This window comes from Comamonas sp. 7D-2, assembly GCF_022749555.1.
Taxonomy (GTDB): Bacteria; Pseudomonadota; Gammaproteobacteria; order Burkholderiales; family Burkholderiaceae_C; genus Comamonas; species Comamonas thiooxydans.
Genome location: NZ_CP094238.1, coordinates 592,027 through 610,533, shown reverse-complemented (window position 1 = coordinate 610,533; position 18,507 = coordinate 592,027). Strand labels below are relative to the sequence as shown.

General features: G+C 64.1%; 14 protein-coding genes and 1 riboswitch. Of the genes, 2 read left to right on the top strand and 12 right to left on the bottom strand.

Annotated features, from left to right (window positions below; all coding sequences use genetic code 11):
• Positions 1-126: 126 nt before the first annotated feature.
• The gene (locus tag MPZ60_RS02780; RefSeq protein WP_012836927.1) at positions 127-993 is read left to right on the top strand and encodes a 23S rRNA (adenine(2030)-N(6))-methyltransferase RlmJ; all 867 of its coding nucleotides are present in this window, start codon (positions 127-129) and stop codon (positions 991-993) included.
• A gap of 89 nt (positions 994-1,082) precedes the next feature.
• Here MPZ60_RS02780 and MPZ60_RS02775 read toward each other — a convergent pair whose 3' ends face one another.
• The 12 genes from MPZ60_RS02775 to MPZ60_RS02720 all read right to left on the bottom strand — a co-directional run bounded on the left by MPZ60_RS02775 (position 1,083) and on the right by MPZ60_RS02720 (position 16,530).
• Positions 1,083-1,760, bottom strand: coding sequence for a septal ring lytic transglycosylase RlpA family protein (locus MPZ60_RS02775; RefSeq protein WP_052057633.1), 678 nt, complete (start codon positions 1,758-1,760; stop codon positions 1,083-1,085).
• A 139-nt stretch (positions 1,761-1,899) separates the two neighbouring features.
• Positions 1,900-2,727, bottom strand: a complete 828-nt coding sequence (metF, locus tag MPZ60_RS02770; RefSeq protein WP_003061724.1) for a methylenetetrahydrofolate reductase [NAD(P)H] — start codon at positions 2,725-2,727, stop codon at positions 1,900-1,902.
• A 77-nt stretch (positions 2,728-2,804) separates the two neighbouring features.
• On the bottom strand, positions 2,805-4,001 hold the full coding sequence (locus MPZ60_RS02765; protein ID WP_034357192.1) for a TlyA family RNA methyltransferase: 1,197 nt from the start codon (positions 3,999-4,001) through the stop codon (positions 2,805-2,807).
• 292 nt (positions 4,002-4,293) lie between these two features.
• Positions 4,294-5,724: an adenosylhomocysteinase gene (ahcY, locus tag MPZ60_RS02760; RefSeq protein ID WP_003061721.1), complete on the bottom strand. Its 1,431-nt coding sequence runs from the start codon at positions 5,722-5,724 to the stop codon at positions 4,294-4,296.
• Between the two features lie 75 nt (positions 5,725-5,799).
• A riboswitch (S-adenosyl-L-homocysteine riboswitch) is annotated at positions 5,800-5,897 on the bottom strand.
• 18 nt (positions 5,898-5,915) lie between these two features.
• On the bottom strand, positions 5,916-6,623 hold the full coding sequence (locus MPZ60_RS02755; RefSeq protein WP_012836924.1) for a response regulator: 708 nt from the start codon (positions 6,621-6,623) through the stop codon (positions 5,916-5,918).
• Positions 6,624-6,658: 35 nt separating this feature from the next.
• Complete coding sequence (locus tag MPZ60_RS02750; RefSeq protein WP_034357189.1) at positions 6,659-9,352, bottom strand: sensor histidine kinase KdpD; 2,694 nt, start codon at positions 9,350-9,352, stop codon at positions 6,659-6,661.
• Between the two features lie 29 nt (positions 9,353-9,381).
• Positions 9,382-10,269, bottom strand: coding sequence for a TorF family putative porin (locus MPZ60_RS02745; protein WP_034357187.1), 888 nt, complete (start codon positions 10,267-10,269; stop codon positions 9,382-9,384).
• A gap of 87 nt (positions 10,270-10,356) precedes the next feature.
• On the bottom strand, positions 10,357-12,447 hold the full coding sequence (kdpB, locus tag MPZ60_RS02740) for a potassium-transporting ATPase subunit KdpB (protein WP_034357185.1): 2,091 nt from the start codon (positions 12,445-12,447) through the stop codon (positions 10,357-10,359).
• A 3-nt stretch (positions 12,448-12,450) separates the two neighbouring features.
• Complete coding sequence (gene kdpC, locus MPZ60_RS02735) at positions 12,451-13,164, bottom strand: K(+)-transporting ATPase subunit C (protein ID WP_034357183.1); 714 nt, start codon at positions 13,162-13,164, stop codon at positions 12,451-12,453.
• A gap of 65 nt (positions 13,165-13,229) precedes the next feature.
• Complete coding sequence (kdpA, locus tag MPZ60_RS02730) at positions 13,230-14,936, bottom strand: potassium-transporting ATPase subunit KdpA (RefSeq protein WP_034357178.1); 1,707 nt, start codon at positions 14,934-14,936, stop codon at positions 13,230-13,232.
• A gap of 115 nt (positions 14,937-15,051) precedes the next feature.
• The gene (kdpF, locus tag MPZ60_RS02725; protein ID WP_003061706.1) at positions 15,052-15,147 is read right to left on the bottom strand and encodes a K(+)-transporting ATPase subunit F; all 96 of its coding nucleotides are present in this window, start codon (positions 15,145-15,147) and stop codon (positions 15,052-15,054) included.
• Between the two features lie 108 nt (positions 15,148-15,255).
• The gene (locus tag MPZ60_RS02720) at positions 15,256-16,530 is read right to left on the bottom strand and encodes an MFS transporter (RefSeq protein WP_034357176.1); all 1,275 of its coding nucleotides are present in this window, start codon (positions 16,528-16,530) and stop codon (positions 15,256-15,258) included.
• A gap of 266 nt (positions 16,531-16,796) precedes the next feature.
• On the opposite strand from MPZ60_RS02720, the gene MPZ60_RS02715 reads away from it, so the two are divergent.
• Positions 16,797-18,425, top strand: coding sequence for a peptide chain release factor 3 (locus tag MPZ60_RS02715; protein WP_034357174.1), 1,629 nt, complete (start codon positions 16,797-16,799; stop codon positions 18,423-18,425).
• The last annotated feature ends 82 nt before the right edge of the window (positions 18,426-18,507 follow it).

The following is an 18,507-nucleotide window of genomic DNA, read 5'->3' as shown; positions in this document are numbered from 1 at the left end:
GCAGCCTGTTGTGAAACAGCCCCTAGTGCCTGTTTCTCCCTCTGCATCCAGGCGCCGACAGCCTTTAAAGACCACAGGGTAAAAAGTGCTGTTCCCCTCTTGCCCTGCTGGTTACCATCCATTTCTATGTTCAGTTACCGCCACGCCTTCCATGCAGGCAATCACGCCGATGTGCTCAAGCACACCGTTCTGATTGCCACCGTGCAATACCTCACGCAAAAAGAGGCTGCGCTGACGGTGCTCGACACCCACGGCGGCGCCGGCCTGTACCGCCTGGACGGCGACTACGCCAGCAAGAGCGGCGAGGCCGAGGAAGGCGTGCTGCGCCTGGCTGCCGCCAAGGAGGCCGAGCTGGCCCCGGTGCTGCAGGACTATCTTCAGATGGTGCGTCGCTTCAACCAGGGCAATGCCATCCGCAACTATCCCGGCTCGCCCTTCATCACCCAGGCGCTGCTGCGCGGTCATGACCGTCTCAAGGCCTTTGAACTGCACCCCACGGACATGCGCTCTCTGACCGGCAACATGGCCCAGCTGGAAGTCAGGCGCCAGGTCGCCATCCTGCACGAGGATGGTTTCGAAGGCGTGAAGAAATTCCTGCCTCCGCCATCGCGCCGCGCCTTGCTGCTCTGCGATCCAAGCTACGAATTGAAGACCGACTACGGCCGCGTGCTGGACATGGCGGCGGACGGTCTCAAGCGCTTTCCCACAGGCACTTACGCCGTCTGGTACCCCATCATCCCGCGCCCCGAAGCCCACGATCTGCCCAAGCGGCTCAAGACCATGGCAACCAAGGCCGGCAAGAGCTGGTTGCATGCAACGCTCACGGTCAAGAGCAACAAGACCTCCGAACGCGGCGGCCTGCCCGCCAGCGGCATGTTTCTGATCAACCCGCCATTCAATCTCAAGGATCAGCTCAAGCCCGCCATGCCGCAGCTGGTCAAGCTGCTGGGTCAAGACAGCAATGCAGGCTTTACGCTGGAGTCTGGCGGCTAACTACGCGGCTGTAGGCCGGCCCTTGCCGGCCCTCTGCAGTCCGGGCGCGCCAGCTTCACCGGCTGCACCCCTTCAACAGCAACAATGGTTCAGCGCTTGCGCTTGGCGGTCTGGGAGACCTTGCGCGCGGGCTGATTCGCGGACGCCGCGCGCGCCTTGGAGGCGGCAGCGCCCTGCGCCACACTAGGATGGCGCTTCTTGCCCGAAGCATTGAGCGTGGCCGGGCACTCGTCCTCATCGGCGTCCAGCTGCCACAGCTCCACGGGCTTGATGCCCAGGCCCAGCATGCCCAGCTCCTGGGCCGCGGCCTTGCTCAGGTCGATGATGCGACCTGGCGCGAAGGGGCCGCGGTCATTGATACGCACCACCACGCTCTTGCCGGTCACGGAGCTGCGCACGCAAACGCGCGTTCCGAAAGGCAGGGTCTTGTGCGCTGCCGTCATGTCCATGCTGTCAAAGCGCTCGCCGCTGGCCGTCTTGCGGCCGTGGAACTGCCCGCCATACCAGGAGGCCAGCCCCTCCTGGTCGCTTTCTCGCGGAGGGCTCAGCTCGTACTTGCTGCTGTCTTCGGGCAGGTCTGCCTTGTCGGCATCCGCAGGCTTGTTGGCCTTGACGCCCAGGCCTTTGTCGCGATAGTTGCTGCGCGCATAGGCGTCGGGCAGCAGGGGGCCGGAGACCGTGGGCTGCGCGCCCTTTTTTCGGGGCTGGCTCTGAACGACGGGGGGCTGTTCCTCGGACTTTTCCTGCAGCGGAGCACAGCCGGCCATGGTCGCGGTGACGACGGCAAGACCTATCCACTGACAACAACGCAAGCGCCAAAATTTCGGTTGCACGGGCGCAATCTCCTTGAAAGCTCAAGTGAGAGCCGCCCAAGACCGGCCGCCTCGCGGCCGGCAAGCTTTTGGCTTACAGGCCCAGACGGTCGCAGATCTCCAGAGTGGCGACGCTCTGGTTCATCGTATAGAAGTGCAGCCCGGGAGCACCCTGGCTGCGCAACTGCTCGCATAGATGAGTCACGACATCCAGACCGAACGCACGAATGGAAGCGGTGTCATCTCCGAACGCCTGCAGACGCAGACGAATCCAGCGCGGAATCTCGGCACCACATGCATCCGAGAAGCGCATCAGCTGCGTAGAGCTGGTAATAGGCATGATTCCTGGCACGACCGGCACGTCGAGCCCCAGGGCCCTCACCTCATCGACAAAGCGCATGTATGCGTCGGCATTGTAGAAGTATTGCGTGATGGCGGAATCTGCACCAGCGCGCACTTTAGCAACAAATGCGTCCAGATCGCTGCGAGGGGACTTTGCTTGGGGGTGAGTTTCGGGATAGGCGGCCACTTCGATGTGAAACCAGTCGCCGAACTCCTGGCGCACGAAAGCCACCAGATCGCTGGCGTACTGGAACTCGCCGCCCAGGCCGTAGCCGCTGGGCAGGTCGCCGCGCAAGGCGACGATGCGCTTGACGCCCATGGCCTTGAGTTCGTTCAGCTCGGCGCGCACTTTTTCATGCGTGGCGCCGATGCAGGAGAAGTGCGAGGCCGCGCCCACACCCTCGTTCTGAATGTCGCGCACCATGGTGAAGGTGCCGGCCTGAGTGGAGCCGCCCGCGCCATAGGTCACGGAGCAGAACTCGGGCTTGCGCGCATACAGGGCCTGGCGCACGCCCACATGCTTGGCAGCGCCCTCGGGCGTCTTGGTGGGGAAAAACTCGAAGCTGACGGGAAAGCTCATGGCGGTCTATGTCTCTGAATCCTGGATCATGTGCGGGCGTCGAAGGCTCGGCACCCGCCACGCTTTTTACTCAACGCTCAACGTTCGTTGCGCTTTTTCTGCTTGCTGCGGGCCGGGCCGGGTTGGCCGAAGCTGGCCACCTCGGGGTCTTCATACAGCTCCTGCTTGGCGCGCTGGGCCTTGATATCGGCACGCGAAGGGCGCTTGGCGGCTGCCTTGACGGCCGGCCTGGCCGCAGCGGCCTCGTCGGCAGCAGCGGGGGCCGGAGCCTTGACTTCGGCGCCCTGCTGCGCCCAGACAAAGAATTCGTGATTGCCGTCGCCGCCTTCAATGGACGAGTCCAGCCACTGCTTGACGCTCAGCCCCAGATCTCCGAGGCAGTCGCGAATGCGTTTTTCGACCTCGGCGTACAAGGCCGTGTCGCGCACGATGCCGCCCTTGCCGATCTGGCCGGGCTGCAGCTCGAACTGGGGCTTGACCAGCATCAGCAGCTGGCCATGGGGCTTGAGCAGCTGTACCACGGCAGGCAGCACCAGGGTCAGCGAGATGAAGGACAGATCGCCGGTCACGAAATCGAAAGCCGGGCTGATGTCGATATTTTCGGTGCCGGGCTTGCGGCGCAACTCCACCGGAGCCAGACCTTCGGCCCGGGCCTTGGCCTTGGCGGCGCGCTCGGCCTTGAAGCTCTCGACATCCTGTTCCTTGGCATCGTCGCTGTCGTCATAGTCTTCATCGACTTGACCGCCGTTGCGCATCCAGGCATAGGGAGCGATGGGCTGGGTGTCGTTGTCCTCTTCTTCCTCGATGACTTCGCACAGCGCCTCGTCGCAAGCCTTCTCCAGCAGCTCGGGCGTCAGCGCGCGGGCGTTGAAGCCCTCGACGCAGACCACGCGTTCGTCATTTTTCAGGCGCTCGTGCAGCTGGCCGTGGCCCACGTCGAGGCCGATGACCTGGGTCGCACCGGCCTGCAGCAGGCAATCGGTGAAGCCGCCCGTGCTCTGCCCCACGTCCAGACAGCGCAAGCCCTTGACGCTGAGGCCGGTCGCGGCCAGCGCGCCCTCGAGCTTGAGCCCGCCGCGCGAGATGTATTTGGCCTCGGCGGCGTCCAGCAGCTGCAGCTCGGCACCGGCAGGAATGTCATCGCCGTTCTTGGCCACTTTCTTCCATGGCGCCAGCGGCGTCAGGCGCCATTCCACACCCGAGGCAATCAGGCGCTGGGCCTGGGAACGGGTGGCAGCATGACCTGCTTCAACCAAAAAAACATCTGCGCGCATAGCGTCGCTTCCTTTGAAATCAACCGCAGCCATACGCTGCAGGCAAGATAATCTGTTTTTTTATAGCTGCCTGCGCTTACCCTGTCTTAATTTCAGACAGAAATTCATCTGAAATCAAGATACGACAAGCGCAAGAAGCTATCAAATAAATCAACACAGCCCCAATACTGGCGCACACCAAACAAGGGACAGCGAGCAAGAGCCGCCTCGCAGCGAGGACTGCCCCAGCGAGGCTGTCGTCCCCCTCCGGCGAAGCCAGAGAGGGGGAAGGCGCAAAGCGCCTAAGGGGGGGTTAATAGCGATACGTTTCAGGCTTGTAAGGGCCTTGCTTGCTCACGCCGATATAAGCGGCCTGCTCGTCGCTCAGTTCGGTCAGCATGGCGCCGACCTTCTTCAGGTGCAGGCGGGCGACCTTTTCGTCCAGGATCTTGGGCAGCACATAGACCTTGCCCACTTCGTAGGCGTCGGGGCGGGTGAACAGCTCGATCTGCGCCAGAGTCTGGTTGGCAAACGAGTTGGACATCACAAAGCTGGGGTGGCCGGTGGCGCAGCCCAGGTTCACCAGGCGGCCCTTGGCCAGCAGGGTGATCTTCTTGCCGTCGGGGAACTCGATCTGGTCCACCTGGGGCTTCACTTCTTCCCACTTGTACTTCTCGATCGAAGCCACATCGATTTCGTTGTCGAAGTGACCGATGTTGCAGACGATGGCCTGGTCCTTCATGGCAACCATGTGCTCGTGGCGGATGATGTCCTTGTTGCCGGTGGTGGTCACGAAGATATCGGCCTTGTCGGCAGCGTATTCCATGGTCACGACACGATAGCCTTCCATGGCGGCCTGCAGGGCGTTGATGGGGTCGATCTCGGTCACCCAGACCTGGGCCGACAGCGCGCGCAGAGCCTGGGCCGAGCCCTTGCCCACGTCGCCGTAGCCGGCCACGCAGGCCACCTTGCCGGCGATCATCACGTCGGTGGCGCGCTTGATGCCGTCCACCAGCGATTCGCGGCAGCCGTAGAGGTTGTCGAACTTGGACTTGGTCACCGAGTCGTTGACGTTGATGGCGCGGAACAGCAGCGTGCCCTTGGCCGACATTTCGTTGAGGCGGTGCACGCCGGTGGTGGTCTCTTCGGTCACGCCCATGATCTGGGCCGACTTGCGGCTGTACCAGGTGGGATCCACGGCCAGCTTGGCCTTGATGGCGGCGAAGACGATGCGCTCTTCTTCCGAACCGGGGTTGGCCAGCACGGACAGGTCCTTCTCGGCGCGCTTGCCCAGGTGCATGAGCATGGTGGCGTCGCCGCCGTCGTCCAGGATCATGTTGGGGCCTTCGCCTTCGGTGCCGGCAGCGCCGAATTCAAAGATGGAGTGGGTGTAGTTCCAGTAGTCTTCCAGCGACTCGCCCTTGATGGCGTAGACAGGCACGCCGGTTTCGGCGATGGCGGCAGCTGCGTGGTCCTGGGTCGAGAAGATGTTGCACGAGGCCCAGCGCACTTGTGCGCCCAGTGCCGTCAGCGTCTCGATCAGCACGGCGGTCTGGATGGTCATGTGCAGCGAGCCCGTGATGCGCGCGCCCTTCAGGGGCTGGGCAGCGGCGAACTCTTCACGCACAGCCATCAGACCGGGCATTTCGGTTTCGGCGATCCTGATTTCCTTGCGACCCCAGGCAGCCAGGGAAATATCGGTAATGGCCGAATCAGCGGGGTTGAAGCGCACGGCAGCGTTCATGGTTTTCTCCAAATCTTGAATGAAAAACCACGTTCTGCAGCAGAGGGGGAATAAACCGGCTCACCGCACAGAAAGCGTGGGCGAGCGTCGTTGCGGGATGAAATCCGAGCCTCACGCCCCGCGCAGACCAGCTCATGGCTGGCCGGGGGAACGCTGCAACGCTCCTCGGATGGACGGCGATTATAAAGGAATCAGCCTTCCAGGCCCACCAAGCGATAACCGACTTGCAACTCGGTTACCAGATGCCGGGGCTGGGCCGGATCGAGCTCTATCTTCTGGCGCAGGTTGGCCATGTGCACGCGCAGATAGTGGGGGCGGTCCAGATATTCAGCGCCCCAGACCTGCAGCAGCAACTGGCGATGCGTCAGCACCTTGCCATGGCCGGCAATCAGGGCCGCCAGCAGGCGGAACTCTATGGGCGTCAGGTGCACGGCCACTCCGTCGCGCCTGACATCGTGCGCCGCCAGATCCACCACCACCGCGCCGAAACGCGCACAGCTGCCGGGCTTGTCTGCCGCCGATGCCTGCTGGCGGCGACGCAGCATCACGCGCAGCCTGGCCAGCAGCTCGGGCACGCCAAAGGGCTTGGTCAGGTAGTCATCGGCCCCGGCGTCCAGCGCCGCCACCTTGTCCTCTTCCCGCTCGCGCGCGGACAGGATCAGAATCGGCAGCTGGCTCCAGGCGCGCAGCTCGGCAATCACGGTCTTGCCATCCGCATCGGGCAGGCCCAGGTCCAGCACCACGGCGTCGGGCTGGCGGCTGGCGGCCTCGATCAGGCCGCGCCTGGCGGTTTCTGACTCGAACACCTGCCAGCCTTCGTCCTCCAGTGCCAGGCGCACAAAGCGGCGGATGCTGGCGTCGTCTTCAATCAGCAAAATGCGGGGTGCGGCGCTTGTCATGTTCGGATTTGCATGTGATGCACGGGATTGTCGGCTCATTCGTCCATCGCCGGCTGCTCGGGCACGGGCAGGTGTACGCTGAAGACGGTGCCCGGACCGGGCTCTGCCTGTGCAACCCGCAATCTGCCGCCATGGGCTTGCACAATCCGCTGAGCCAGAGCCAGTCCGAGCCCCATGCCGAACACGGCACTCTCCGCCTGCCCACGCGTGAACGGCTCGAACAGTTGCTCAGCCGACAGATGCCCGGGCAGACCCGGCCCCGCGTCCTGCACGCTCAGCACGCAGTCGCCATCGGCCACGCTGGCTGCCACGGTGATCGTCGTGCCTTCGGGCGTGTACTTGATGGCGTTGTCCAGCAGATTGACCAGCACACGCTCCATCAGCACGGCATCGAGCTGCAGCAAAGGCAGATCGGCCGGCAGCGAGGTCTGCAGCGCATGAGCGGCCAGTCGCTCGCGCATCTGCGCCAGCGCGCTGCCCACCAGTTCGTCCACCGGCAGCCATTCACGCTTGAGCTGCACGCCGCCTTGCTGCAGGCGCGCCATGGCCAGCAGGTTGTCCACCAGTTGCTGCAGCGCCTGTGCTTGATTGCGAATCTGCACCAGCATGTGATGCGCCGGCCCCTGCGGCGCATGGGGCAAGGCCGCCTGGGCCGCGCCCAGGATGCCCGTCAGCGGCGTGCGCAGATCATGCGAGACGGCCGAGAGCAAGGTGTTGCGCATGCGTTCGCCCTCCATGGCGATCTGGGTCTGCTGCGCCACCTCCACAAAATGCACACGCTCCAATGCCAGGGCAATCTGGCTGGCACAGGCTTCAAGCAGACGGCGCTCCTCGGGCACTCGCAATCGTTGCGGCACACGCAACTGCAGTACCAGCACGCCACGCGAGCGCACGGGCGCCATCAGCGGCACATAAAGTGCCGGCGCAGCTGCCAGGGTATCGGTTCCATGGCCGGCCATCTGGCCATGCTCCATGCTCCAGCGACCCACGCTGGTGTCGATCTGAGCTTCGCTGCCAGGCGCCAGCTGCAGGCGCTCATCGGCATCGGGAACAAGCAGCCCAGTCTGGGCATCGAAAACGCCTGAAATCGTAGTCAGTGCGATCTGCGTGACCTGCTCCTGCGTCAGCGCACCCGACAGGTCACGCGCCAGCCTGGCCAGCGCGCCGGCCCGCCTTTCGCGCTCTGCGGCCACGCGTGCCTCGTGGCGCAGCCGCGCCGTCAGCTGGCCGCAGACCAGTGCCACACCCAGCATCAGGCTGAAGGTGAACAGGTATTGCGTATCGTTGACGCTAAAAGAGTTGCGCGGCGGCACAAAGTAGAAATCGAACAGCAGCACTGACAGCAGGGCCGCCCATGCTCCGGGGCCGCGTCCCCAGCGCACGGCGGACAGCACCACCACCAGCAGGAAAAGCATGACCACATTGGCAGGGTCGAACACTCGCAGCAGCAGCTCCGCCACCGCTGTAGCGGCCAGGCAAGCCAGGGTCACACCCGCATAGCCCTTCCACGGAATGTTCTTTTCACGCGCCGCCGGCAATCGCAAGGTGCTCTCGTTCTTGCTTTGCTTGACGGACAGCAGCAGCACGTCCAGGCCGGGATCCAGCGCAGCGATCTGTTCGGACAGGCTGGAGGCACGCCAGCGCAGCCAGCGGCTCAAAGGTTCATGCACACGCGCCAGCACCAGATGACTGGCATTGCGCTCACGCGCAAAGTCCACCAGAGCCTGGGCCACATGGGCACCGGGGATGGTGGCCGTTTCCGCGCCCAGACGCGCCGCCAGCGCCAGGGTCTTGAGCACGGCCTCCTGCGCTGCCCGAGGCCTATGCTGGCGCTCCGGCGCATCCACATAGACCACCACCCAGTCGGCCTCCAGCCTTCTCGCCAGGCGCGCCACCTGGCGCACCAGGGCATCGTCACCTGCGCGGCCGCCCACGCCCACCAGCAGGCGCTCGCGCGTGGGCCAGACATCGCCGATGGAGCGCTCGCGGCGGTAGTCACGCATGTCCTCATCGACACGATCGGCCGTGCGGCGCAAGGCCAGCTCGCGCAGCGCCAGCAAATTGCCCTGGCGAAAGAAATTGCGCGAGGCCCGCTCGGCCTGCTCCAGCGGGTAGACCTTGCCCGACTTGAGGCGCTTGAGCAACTCCTCGGGCGGGATGTCGACCACGATGACCTCATCGGCATCGTCAAAGATATGGTCGGGCACGGTCTCATGGACCTGTATGCCCACAATGCCGCCCACCACATCGTTCAGGCTTTCCAGATGCTGAACGTTGAGCGTGGTCCACACCTCGATACCCGCCTCCAGCAGCTCCTGCACATCCTGCCAGCGCTTGGGATGGCGCGAGCCGCTCACATTGCTGTGTGCCAGCTCGTCGAGCAGCAGCACCTCCGGGCGGCGTGCCAGAGCTGCATCCAGATCGAACTCGTCCAGTTGCCTGCCCTGGTAGACCAGCGTGCGCCGCGGCAGCAGCTCCAGGTCGTGCAGCTGCTGCTCGGTCTCGGCACGGCCATGCGTCTCCACCAGCCCCACCAGAACCTTGCGCCCGGCCTGCCGCTCGCGCTGCGCAGCCGCCAGCATGGAATAGGTCTTGCCCACTCCGGCATTGGAGCCAAAGTAGATGCGCAGCTTGCCGAGATGGGCGCGCTGCCGATCTGCCTGCAGTTGAGCGACCAGCGCGTCGGGGTCGGGGCGCTGCGCTGCGGATGATGGTGTGGATGAAGGCATCAGGCGATCAGCGTATCACTCAAGTCCGCTCAGAACCCGGCACTCAGGCCCAGCAGCCAGCCGCTGCGTGCCAGATCACGCCATTGGCCACGACTGTTGACGGCGCTGTAGTAGCGGGCATCGGCCGAGGTACCCGCATACGCAAGCGATGCTGTCCATGGGCCCCAGGCCCTGGATAGCGAGATGCGCCAGTCGGCATAGGAAACATCGCTGTAATTGCGCACCCAGGTATAGCCGCCATGCAGGCCCAAGGTGGCGAGATCGCCCAGCGGATGCTGATAGTTCAGATCCAGATACTGGCTGCCGCGGCTGCTGCCTGCCGGCTGCAGCGCAGTGGCGAACGCCGAGTCGGCGGTACTCTCGCCCAGGCCGAAATAAGGCGTCAGTGCCACGGACCATTTGATGCTCAGACCACCATGAGTCGCTCCCAGATAGAGCTCGGTGGTGTCAAAGCGTTTGCTGCTGCCATCGCTTGCGCCCAGGCGTGCGCCGGGATAGCGGTACTGCAAAAGCCCGGCATCCAGCAACCAGTCAGGCACGAGCTCGCAGCGCCAGCCACCATAGATATCGTGCTCCAGCCCCTGGCCCCGGCCGTAGCTGCTGGTAGAGACATTGGACAGCGACGTGCCCAGATAAAAGCCCTTGGGCAAGGCCAGTTCCACTGCGCCCTGCACGGCCGCACCTTGCCAGGTCTGCGAGATGCCGCGAAAGCGGTAGTCACTGATCAGGCTCAGCGAGCCGGTCAGGGAAGACCTGCTGTCGGCCTGCGCAGTGGCTGAGCTTTCAGAAGCAGATTGCGCTTTTGTTTCCTCGGCAGCAGAGGGCTTTGCACAGCTCAAGGCAATCATCAGCAACGCAGAGCCGATGACCCAGGAGCGCGAGGCGTGAAATGGTTTTTGGGGATGAGAGAGACGCATGATGGTGAAGCAAACAGATCAGACTTGCCGCGTCCACAGGGAACGCGGACAAGCCCGAGAAACGAGAAAGCAAGGCCTGGATATGACTTAGACGAGGCCCAGAACGGCCAGCAGCATGTCGATGAGCTTGATGCCAACAAACGGCACGATCAGCCCGCCCAGGCCGTAGATCAGCAGGTTTCGGCGCAGCAGCAGGGCCGCACCCACGGCGCGATACTGCACACCACGCAAGGCCAGCGGCACCAGGGCGATGATGATCAGTGCGTTGAAGATCACGGCGCTCAAGATGGCGGAATCGGCGCTGTGCAGCTGCATCACGTTGAGCGAGGCCAGTTGCGGATAAGTGCCCACAAAGGCGGCCGGAATGATGGCGAAATACTTGGCCACATCATTGGCAATGCTGAAGGTGGTCAACGCGCCGCGCGTCATCAGCATCTGCTTGCCGGTTTCCACCACCTCGATCAGCTTGGTGGGGTTGGAGTCCAGGTCCACCATATTGCCGGCCTCTTTGGCAGCCTGGGTGCCGCTGTTCATGGCCACGGCCACATCGGCCTGGGCCAGGGCCGGAGCATCGTTGGTGCCGTCCCCCGTCATGGCCACCAGGCGGCCCGCCGCCTGGTGCGAGCGGATCAGCTGCAGCTTGTCTTCGGGCCTGGCTTCGGCCAGGTAATCATCCACCCCTGCCTCTGCGGCAATGGCGGCAGCCGTCAGCGGGTTGTCGCCCGTCACCATCACCGTCTTTATGCCCATGCGGCGCAGCTCGGCAAAGCGCTCGCGCATGCCCGGCTTGACGATGTCCTTGAGTTCGATCACGCCCAGAACCTTGGCGCCATCGGCCACCACCAAAGGCGTGCTGCCCTTGCGCGAGACGTTGTCCACGGACAGTTGTACCTGAGCCGGGAAGCTGCCTCCCAGCGCCTCGACATGTCGGCGCACGGCATCGGCGGCGCCCTTGCGCAAGCTGCGCAAGCCTTGCGGGCTCTGCAGATCCACCCCGCTCATACGCGTCTGAGCGGTAAAGGGTACGAACTCGCCCGGAAAATCCGCACTGCTGCGATCGGGCAGGCCATGGCGCTCCTTGGCCAGAGCCACCACGCTGCGGCCTTCAGGTGTTTCATCTGCCAGAGACGAGAGCTGTGCGGCTTCGGCCAGCTGCGCGGCGCTCGTTCCGGGGGCCGGCAGAAACTCGCAGGCCTGGCGGTTGCCCAGGGTAATGGTGCCGGTCTTGTCCAGCAGCAGCACGTCCACATCGCCGGCAGCCTCAACGGCCCGGCCCGAAGTCGCAATGACATTGGCCTGCATCATGCGGCTCATGCCGGCCACACCGATGGCCGACAGCAGGCCGCCAATCGTGGTCGGAATCAGGCAGACCAGCAGCGCAATCAGCACGGCAATACCGACCACCGAGCCCGTTCCGGCCTGTGACACCGCAAAGGCCGAGAAGGGCCACAGCGTGACGATGACCAGCAAAAAGACCAGCGTCAGCCCCACGAGCAAAATCGTCAACGCCAGCTCATTGGGTGTCTTCTGGCGCTTGGCCGATTCGACCATGGAGATCATGCGATCCAGAAACGACTCGCCAGGATTGACCGTGACTTCCACCACCAGCCAGTCCGACAGCACGCGCGTGCCGCCGGTCACCGACGAGAAGTCGCCTCCGGCCTCGCGGATCACGGGTGCTGATTCGCCGGTGATCGCGCTTTCGTCCACCGAAGCAACGCCTTCTATCACCGTGCCGTCAAGCGCAATCGTGTCGCCGGCTTCCACGAAGATGACCACGCCCTTGCGCAGTTCGCTGGCGCGCATGGGAATCCATGAGCTGCCGAAATGCGGTTGTTGCAGCAGCTTGGCCACCGTATCGCGCTTCATGCCGCGCAGGCTGGCGGCCTGGGCGCGGCTGCGGCCCTCGGCCAATGCTTCGGCAAAGTTGGCAAACAGCACGGTGAACCATAGCCACAGCGCAATCGCCAGAACAAAGCCACTGTTCTCGCTGCCCGGCTCCATCAGGCTCTGCCACCACAACAGAGTGCTCAGGATCGCACCCAGATACACCACAAACATCACAGGGTTGGCCCACTGCGTACGCGGCGAGAGTTTGCGCACCGCGTCCCACAGAGCCGATTTCACCAGCTTGGCATCGAGCAGGCTGCGGCCTGCCGTCATTTTCTTGGTGCTCATGGCTTACTCCTTCACTGCGCTGGTGGCGGGCTGCAAGGCGTCCAGCGCCAAATTGAGCTGCAGCACATTCACGCGCGGCTCGCCCAGCAAGCCCAGCGTGCGCTGCTCTGTTTTCTGTGCCAGCAATGGCTGCACCTGGTCTGGCGAGAGCCCTCGCGCCCTCGCCACACGCGGTAGTTGCAGCAGCGCATTGGCCATAGAGATATGCGGGTCCAGGCCCGATGCCGACGCCGTGACCGCATCCACCGGCACCGCCAGGTCTGCGGCCAGACCGTTATCGGCGCGGTACTGTGCGACACGCTGCGCCACGGCTTCGGACAAGTCCTTGTGCGTTGCCCCCTGGTTGCTGGCACTGGACAGGCCGGCGTTGTAGGGAGCCGCAATATTTGCCCCTTCCTGACTCGGATCGGGAGCGACTGTGGCGCTGGGACGGCCATGGAAGTACTGCGGCCCGGTGATTTGCTGACCGATCAGGGCAGAGCCCACGATCCGGCCCTGGCGTTCGATCAGGCTGCCATTGGCTGCATGCGGGAACAGTGCCTGCGCCACACCCGTGGTCAGCAAGGGATAGGCAATGCCGGAGACCACCATCACCAGCAGGGCGGCGCGCACGCTGCTGCCCAGCAGATGTGGCCAGGAGGCGGATTGCGCCTCGGGCTGCGCTTGTGCATGGCTTGGTAGCACTGAAGCGCAAAGAGTTTGAGTCGATGTTTTCATGATTTGCTCCCTGCTCTGCAGCCGCGCATGGGCTGCAGAGCATTGGCATCAATTGGAAGAAGGCGTCAGGCGTACAGCTGAGCCACAAGCATTTGCAGGTGCTCGATCACGGGCCCCAGAGCCAGCGCCGGCAGAAAGGTCAGACCGCCCACCACCAGCACCACAAACACCAGCAGGCCCATGAACAACGGCGTGGCCGTGGGGAAAGTGCCCGGGCCCGGAGGCACGGTGGCCTTGGCAGCCAGGCTGCCAGCCACGGCCAGCATGGGCACAAGCGTCAGAAAGCGCCCCGCCAGCATGGCCAGGCCCGTGGTGGTGTTGAAGAAGGGCGTGTTGGCATTCAGCCCTGCAAAAGCCGAGCCGTTGTTGGCCGTGGCCGAGGCATAGGCGTAGAGAATCTCCGAGAAGCCATGCGGGCCGCGGTTGTTGAGACTGGCTGCGGCATCCGGCCAGAGCGCAGCCAGCGCCGTGAAGCCCAGAATGCAGGCCGGCGGCACCAGTACCGCAAGCATGACCAGCTTGATCTCGCGCACCTCGATCTTCTTGCCCAGGAATTCAGGGGTACGCCCAATCATCATGCCGGCCAGAAACACCGTGAGGATGGCGTACTGAATCAGGTTGATCAGTCCCACGCCGTCGCCGCCGAAGACGCAGTTGAGCATCATCTGCGCCAGCGGCGTGATGGAGCCCAGCGGCGTCAGCGAATCATGCATGGCATTGACCGAACCCGTGGTGGCCGCGGTGGTGGTAGCCACGAACAAGGCTGTATCGGCAATGCCGAAGCGCAGCTCCTTGCCCTCCATATTGCCGCCGCTCTGGGTCAGGCTGTATTGCTGATCGGCTCCGGCGCGCGCCAGCAACTGGCTGCCGTTTTGCTCGGCCACAAACACCAGGCTCAGAAAGCCGACGAACATCACCATGCAGGCAGCAAACAGCACCCAGCCCTGCTTGCGCCGCAGCAGCATGGAGCCGAAGGCGTAGGTCATGCCGGCCGGGATCAGCAGCATCGAGAGGATGTGCAGCAGGTTGGTCAGCGGCGTCGGGTTCTCAAAGGGGTGGGCTGCATTCATGCCGAAGAAGCCACCGCCATTCGTGCCCAGATGCTTGATGCTTTCCAGGCTGGCCACCGGCCCCATCAGCAGTTGCTGCCGGGCGCCTTCGAGCGTCGTCGCCACCGCGTCGGTGTGCATAGTCTGCGGAATGCCCTGCCAGACATAGACCAGGGCCATGATGAAGGACAGCGGCAGCAGCACGCGCCAGAATACGCGCACGAAGTCGACCCAGAAGTTGCCGATATCCTGGGCACTTGACCGCGCCAGGCCGCGCACAAAGCCGGCACCGGCAGCAACACCCGTGGTGGCACCGGCAAACATCAGAAAGGTGATGACCACCATCTGTGTCGCATTGCTCAGGCTGTTCTCACCCGAGTAGGCCTGCCAGTTGGTATTGGTGATGAAGGAGGCTGCGGTGTTGAAGGCCAGGTCGGGCGCCTGCGCCGCAATATCCAGCGGGTTCAGCGGCAGTGCGCCCTGCAGGCGCAGCAGCAGATAACCCAGCAGCATCATCAGCGCATTGCTCAGCACCACAGCGGCGCCATAGCGTTTCCAGCCCATGCGCTCCTGCGGGTTCACGCCCATGACCCGGTAGCTCAGGCGCTCCAGCCAGCCATGACGCTCGCTGGTAAAGCAGCGTGCCAGCCATTGGCCCATGGGTATGGTCAGCAAGGTTGCCGCAATCAGCACGGCGGCAAATTCCATCCAGGGTAACCACATGATCCACCCCTTTCAGAGACGCGCCAGGGCGCGCACAAAGCCCAGCAGTCCGACAAAGCAGACCACAGTCAGGCTCACAAAAATCAGGTCTTGCAGCACTTGCATGGCGGCCCCTTCAGAATTTCTCGGGGCGCAGCAGCGCATAGCCCAAATAGGCAAACAGCCCCAGCGCCGTCAGGGCGGCCAGGGCCTCAATCCAGGTGATGGTCATTTCATTCCTCCCACAAGCCGTTCACGCGGCTTGATTGCGATGGAGGAACTGTAGGAATTCGCCCGTCAAGAACGGGTAGAGATTGGCCTTGCCGATATCAAGACGGCATCAAGAAGCGGCTCGATTCGCGGCCGCAACCCCGGCCAGCCACTGAACGCGCAAGGCCAGCACGATGACCAGCGCCAGCACAGCCAAGGCCACGGAGCCGACGCCCGTCCAGCCCCAGCGCGACCAGAACCAGCCCGCCCCGGCCCCCAGCACGCTGGAGCCCATGTAATAGCCCCAGAGGTATAGCGATGATGCGTGCCCCTTGGACTGCGTGGCCAGCCGACCCACCCAGCCGCTGGCCACCGAATGCGCGATGAAGAACCCTGCCGTCAGCAGGACGATGCCGAGCACGATGACGGCCAGCGGCTGCAACAGGGTCAGCACCACGCCTGCGGCCATCAGCAAAGTGCCAGCGACCAGCACCGGGCCGCGGCCCAGCCTGTCGGCCAGCCCCCCGGCAATCGGCGACGCCGCCGTACCCAGCAGATAGGCATAGAAGATATGGCTGATCTGCAGTTGGCTCAGACCATAGGGCGATGCGCTGAGCAGAAAGCCGGCATAGTTGTAGATGCTGACAAACACGCCCATCAGGCCGAAGGCGATCAGAAACAGCAGCGGCAGGCCCGGGTGGCGCAGATGCCGGCCCCAGGCCTGCAGGTGATACCGGGCACCCAGCCCGGTCTTCTTGATGAAGTTGCGCGAGTTGGGCAGCAGCCAGACAAAGCCAAGGGCGGCCAGCAGGTCAAGCACCGAAAGCGCAGCCATGGCGTGGCGCCAGCCCCAGAACTCGGTCATCGCGCTCATGCCGACCCGGCCCAGCATGCCGCCCAGCGCCGTGCCGCCCACATACAGGCCCATGGCAAAGCCCAGGCCGGGCGGGTCGATCTCCTCGGACAGATAGGCCATGGCCACGGCAGGCACGCCGCCCAGCAGCAAGCCTTCCAGCGCGCGTGCGGCCAGCAGCGCATGCCACTGCGGCATGAACGAAGCCAGCAGATTGCACAGCGCCGCCAGGGCCATGGAGATGAACATCAGCTTGCGCCGCCCCAGCCCCTCGGACAAGGCCCCCGCCAGCACGATGGAGCCGGCCAGGCAGGCGGTGGATACCGACAGCGCCAGCGCGCTCTGGGCCGGACTGACGGCAAAGCTGTGGGCCAGCTCGGGCAGCAGCGGCTGCACGCAGTACAGCAGGGAGAAGGTGGCAAACCCCGCCAGGAACAGCGCCACGCTGACCCGCCGGTACTCGGGCGTGCCGCGCTTGATCCATACCGGGGCGGCAGAGGCTGGAGGCTGGATGGGTAAGGAGGTGTTCACATCCTGCGGGGCGCTGTTCATGAGGGGAAAATAAGGACCGGAGACTAGGCCGCTATTGTGCTCCGCATCTGCCAGTTGCCGGAGCCAGCGGCCTTGGGCAATGGCGTCGCCCGTCTCGCATTTGCCGGAGCATCTCCATGAATTGGCCCTGCCGTTAAAATAAGCGCCCTCAAGACTTATTCACAGGTCTGCCCTGCATGGGTGCGGGCCTGGTGCGGCAAACGGACCGCCGCACCTTTTGTTGTCACAGCCGGCGTTCTCCGGCTGTATTTACAGCTCTCAATACTGTGTCATACGCCCCAGAAACCCGGCGCCGTCGTACGTTCGCCATCATCTCCCACCCGGACGCGGGTAAGACCACGCTGACCGAAAAGCTGCTGCTGTTCTCGGGCGCGATCCAGATTGCCGGCGCGGTCAAGGGCCGCAAGGCTTCGCGCCACGCCACCTCCGACTGGATGGAAATCGAAAAGCAGCGCGGCATCTCGGTGGCCTCGTCGGTGATGCAGATGAGCTACCGCGATCATGTGATCAACCTGCTCGACACTCCCGGCCACAAGGACTTCTCGGAAGATACCTACCGCGTGCTGACGGCCGTGGACTCGGCGCTGATGGTGATCGACGCGGCCAACGGCGTGGAATCGCAGACCCGCCGCCTGATCGAGGTCTGCCGCCAGCGCAACACCCCCATCATCTCCTTCGTCAACAAGTTCGACCGTGAAGTGCGCGACCCGCTGGACATCATGGACGAAGTCGAGCGCGAGCTGGGCATGCCCTGCTGCCCCATCACCTGGCCCGTGGGCCAGGGCAAGAGCTTCGGCGGCATCATCAATCTGCAGACACAGAGCATGACGGTGTTTGCCGCCGGCAGCGAGAAGCGCCCCGAAGACTTCGAAGTCATCCCGCTGACGGAAGTCGACAGGCTGCGTGCCCGCTTCGGCCAGGCCTACGACGATGCCATCGAGAGCATGGAACTGGCCCAGGGCGCATCGGCCGAATGGGATCACCAGGCGTTTCTGGAAGGCAAGCTGACCCCCGTGTTCTTCGGCTCCGGCGTGAACAACTTCGGTGTGATGGAAGTGCTGAACGCCGTGGTCGACATGTCGCCCCCGCCCGGCCCGCGCGTCGCCTTCACCGAAGTGAACCGCCAGCGCGAAGAAGTCACCATTAACCCCGAAGACAAGACCTTCGCGGGCGTGGTGTTCAAGGTACAGGCGAACATGGATGCCAACCACCGCGACCGCATCGCCTTCGTGCGCGTGGCCAGCGGCAAGTACACGCCCGGCATGAAGATGAAGGTGCAGCGCACCGGCAAGGAGCTGCGCCCCACATCCGTGGTGACCTTCATGAGCCAGCGCCGCGAGGCCGTTGACGAGGCCTATGCGGGCGACATCATCGGCTTCACGATTCACGGCGGCGTGCAGCTGGGCGACTCCATCACCGACGGCCCCAGCCTGCAGTTCACCGGCCTGCCCTTCTTCGCACCCGAAATGTTCATGACCGTGGTGCTCAAGAACCCGCTGCGCACCAAGCAGCTGCAGCAAGGCCTGATGCAGCTGGGCGAGGAAGGCGCGATCCAGGTCTTCAAGCCCGATGTCGGCGGCAATATGCTGCTGGGCGCCGTGGGTCAGCTGCAGTTCGAAGTGGTGCAGCACCGCCTCAAGACCGAGTACGACTGCGACGTCCGCCTGGAAGGCTGCCAGTACACCGGGGCACGCTGGATCACGGCCGACTCGCCCGCCGAGCTGCGCGAGTTCGAGAACGCCTACCCCATGCGTCTGGCGCATGATGCGGCCGACACCCTGGCCTATCTGTGCACCAGCCCCTATGACGTGCGCCTGGCGCAGGAGCGCTTCCCCAAGATCCACTTCCACCCGCTGCGCGAGCATGCGGGCCTGGCACTGGGCTCGGCGAATTGAGCGTGGTCACCCCCTGAGGCGCTTCGCGCCTTCCCCCTCTCTGGCTTCGCCGGAGGGGGACGACGCCCTCGCTGCGGGGCGG

Bases quoted from the DNA above. Each gene is read 5' to 3' on its own strand.
- MPZ60_RS02780 (WP_012836927.1), top strand. From the start codon at position 127: ATGTTCAGTTACCGCCACGCCTTCCATGCAGGCAATCACGCCGATGTG.
- MPZ60_RS02775 (WP_052057633.1), bottom strand. From the start codon at position 1,760: ATGGCCGGCTGTGCTCCGCTGCAGGAAAAGTCCGAGGAACAGCCCCCC.
- metF (WP_003061724.1), bottom strand. From the start codon at position 2,727: ATGAGCTTTCCCGTCAGCTTCGAGTTTTTCCCCACCAAGACGCCCGAG.
- MPZ60_RS02765 (WP_034357192.1), bottom strand. From the start codon at position 4,001: ATGCGCGCAGATGTTTTTTTGGTTGAAGCAGGTCATGCTGCCACCCGT.
- ahcY (WP_003061721.1), bottom strand. From the start codon at position 5,724: ATGAACGCTGCCGTGCGCTTCAACCCCGCTGATTCGGCCATTACCGAT.
- MPZ60_RS02755 (WP_012836924.1), bottom strand. From the start codon at position 6,623: ATGACAAGCGCCGCACCCCGCATTTTGCTGATTGAAGACGACGCCAGC.
- MPZ60_RS02750 (WP_034357189.1), bottom strand. From the start codon at position 9,352: ATGCCTTCATCCACACCATCATCCGCAGCGCAGCGCCCCGACCCCGAC.
- MPZ60_RS02745 (WP_034357187.1), bottom strand. From the start codon at position 10,269: ATGCGTCTCTCTCATCCCCAAAAACCATTTCACGCCTCGCGCTCCTGG.
- kdpB (WP_034357185.1), bottom strand. From the start codon at position 12,447: ATGAGCACCAAGAAAATGACGGCAGGCCGCAGCCTGCTCGATGCCAAG.
- kdpC (WP_034357183.1), bottom strand. From the start codon at position 13,164: ATGAAAACATCGACTCAAACTCTTTGCGCTTCAGTGCTACCAAGCCAT.
- kdpA (WP_034357178.1), bottom strand. From the start codon at position 14,936: ATGTGGTTACCCTGGATGGAATTTGCCGCCGTGCTGATTGCGGCAACC.
- kdpF (WP_003061706.1), bottom strand. From the start codon at position 15,147: ATGACCATCACCTGGATTGAGGCCCTGGCCGCCCTGACGGCGCTGGGG.
- MPZ60_RS02720 (WP_034357176.1), bottom strand. From the start codon at position 16,530: ATGAACAGCGCCCCGCAGGATGTGAACACCTCCTTACCCATCCAGCCT.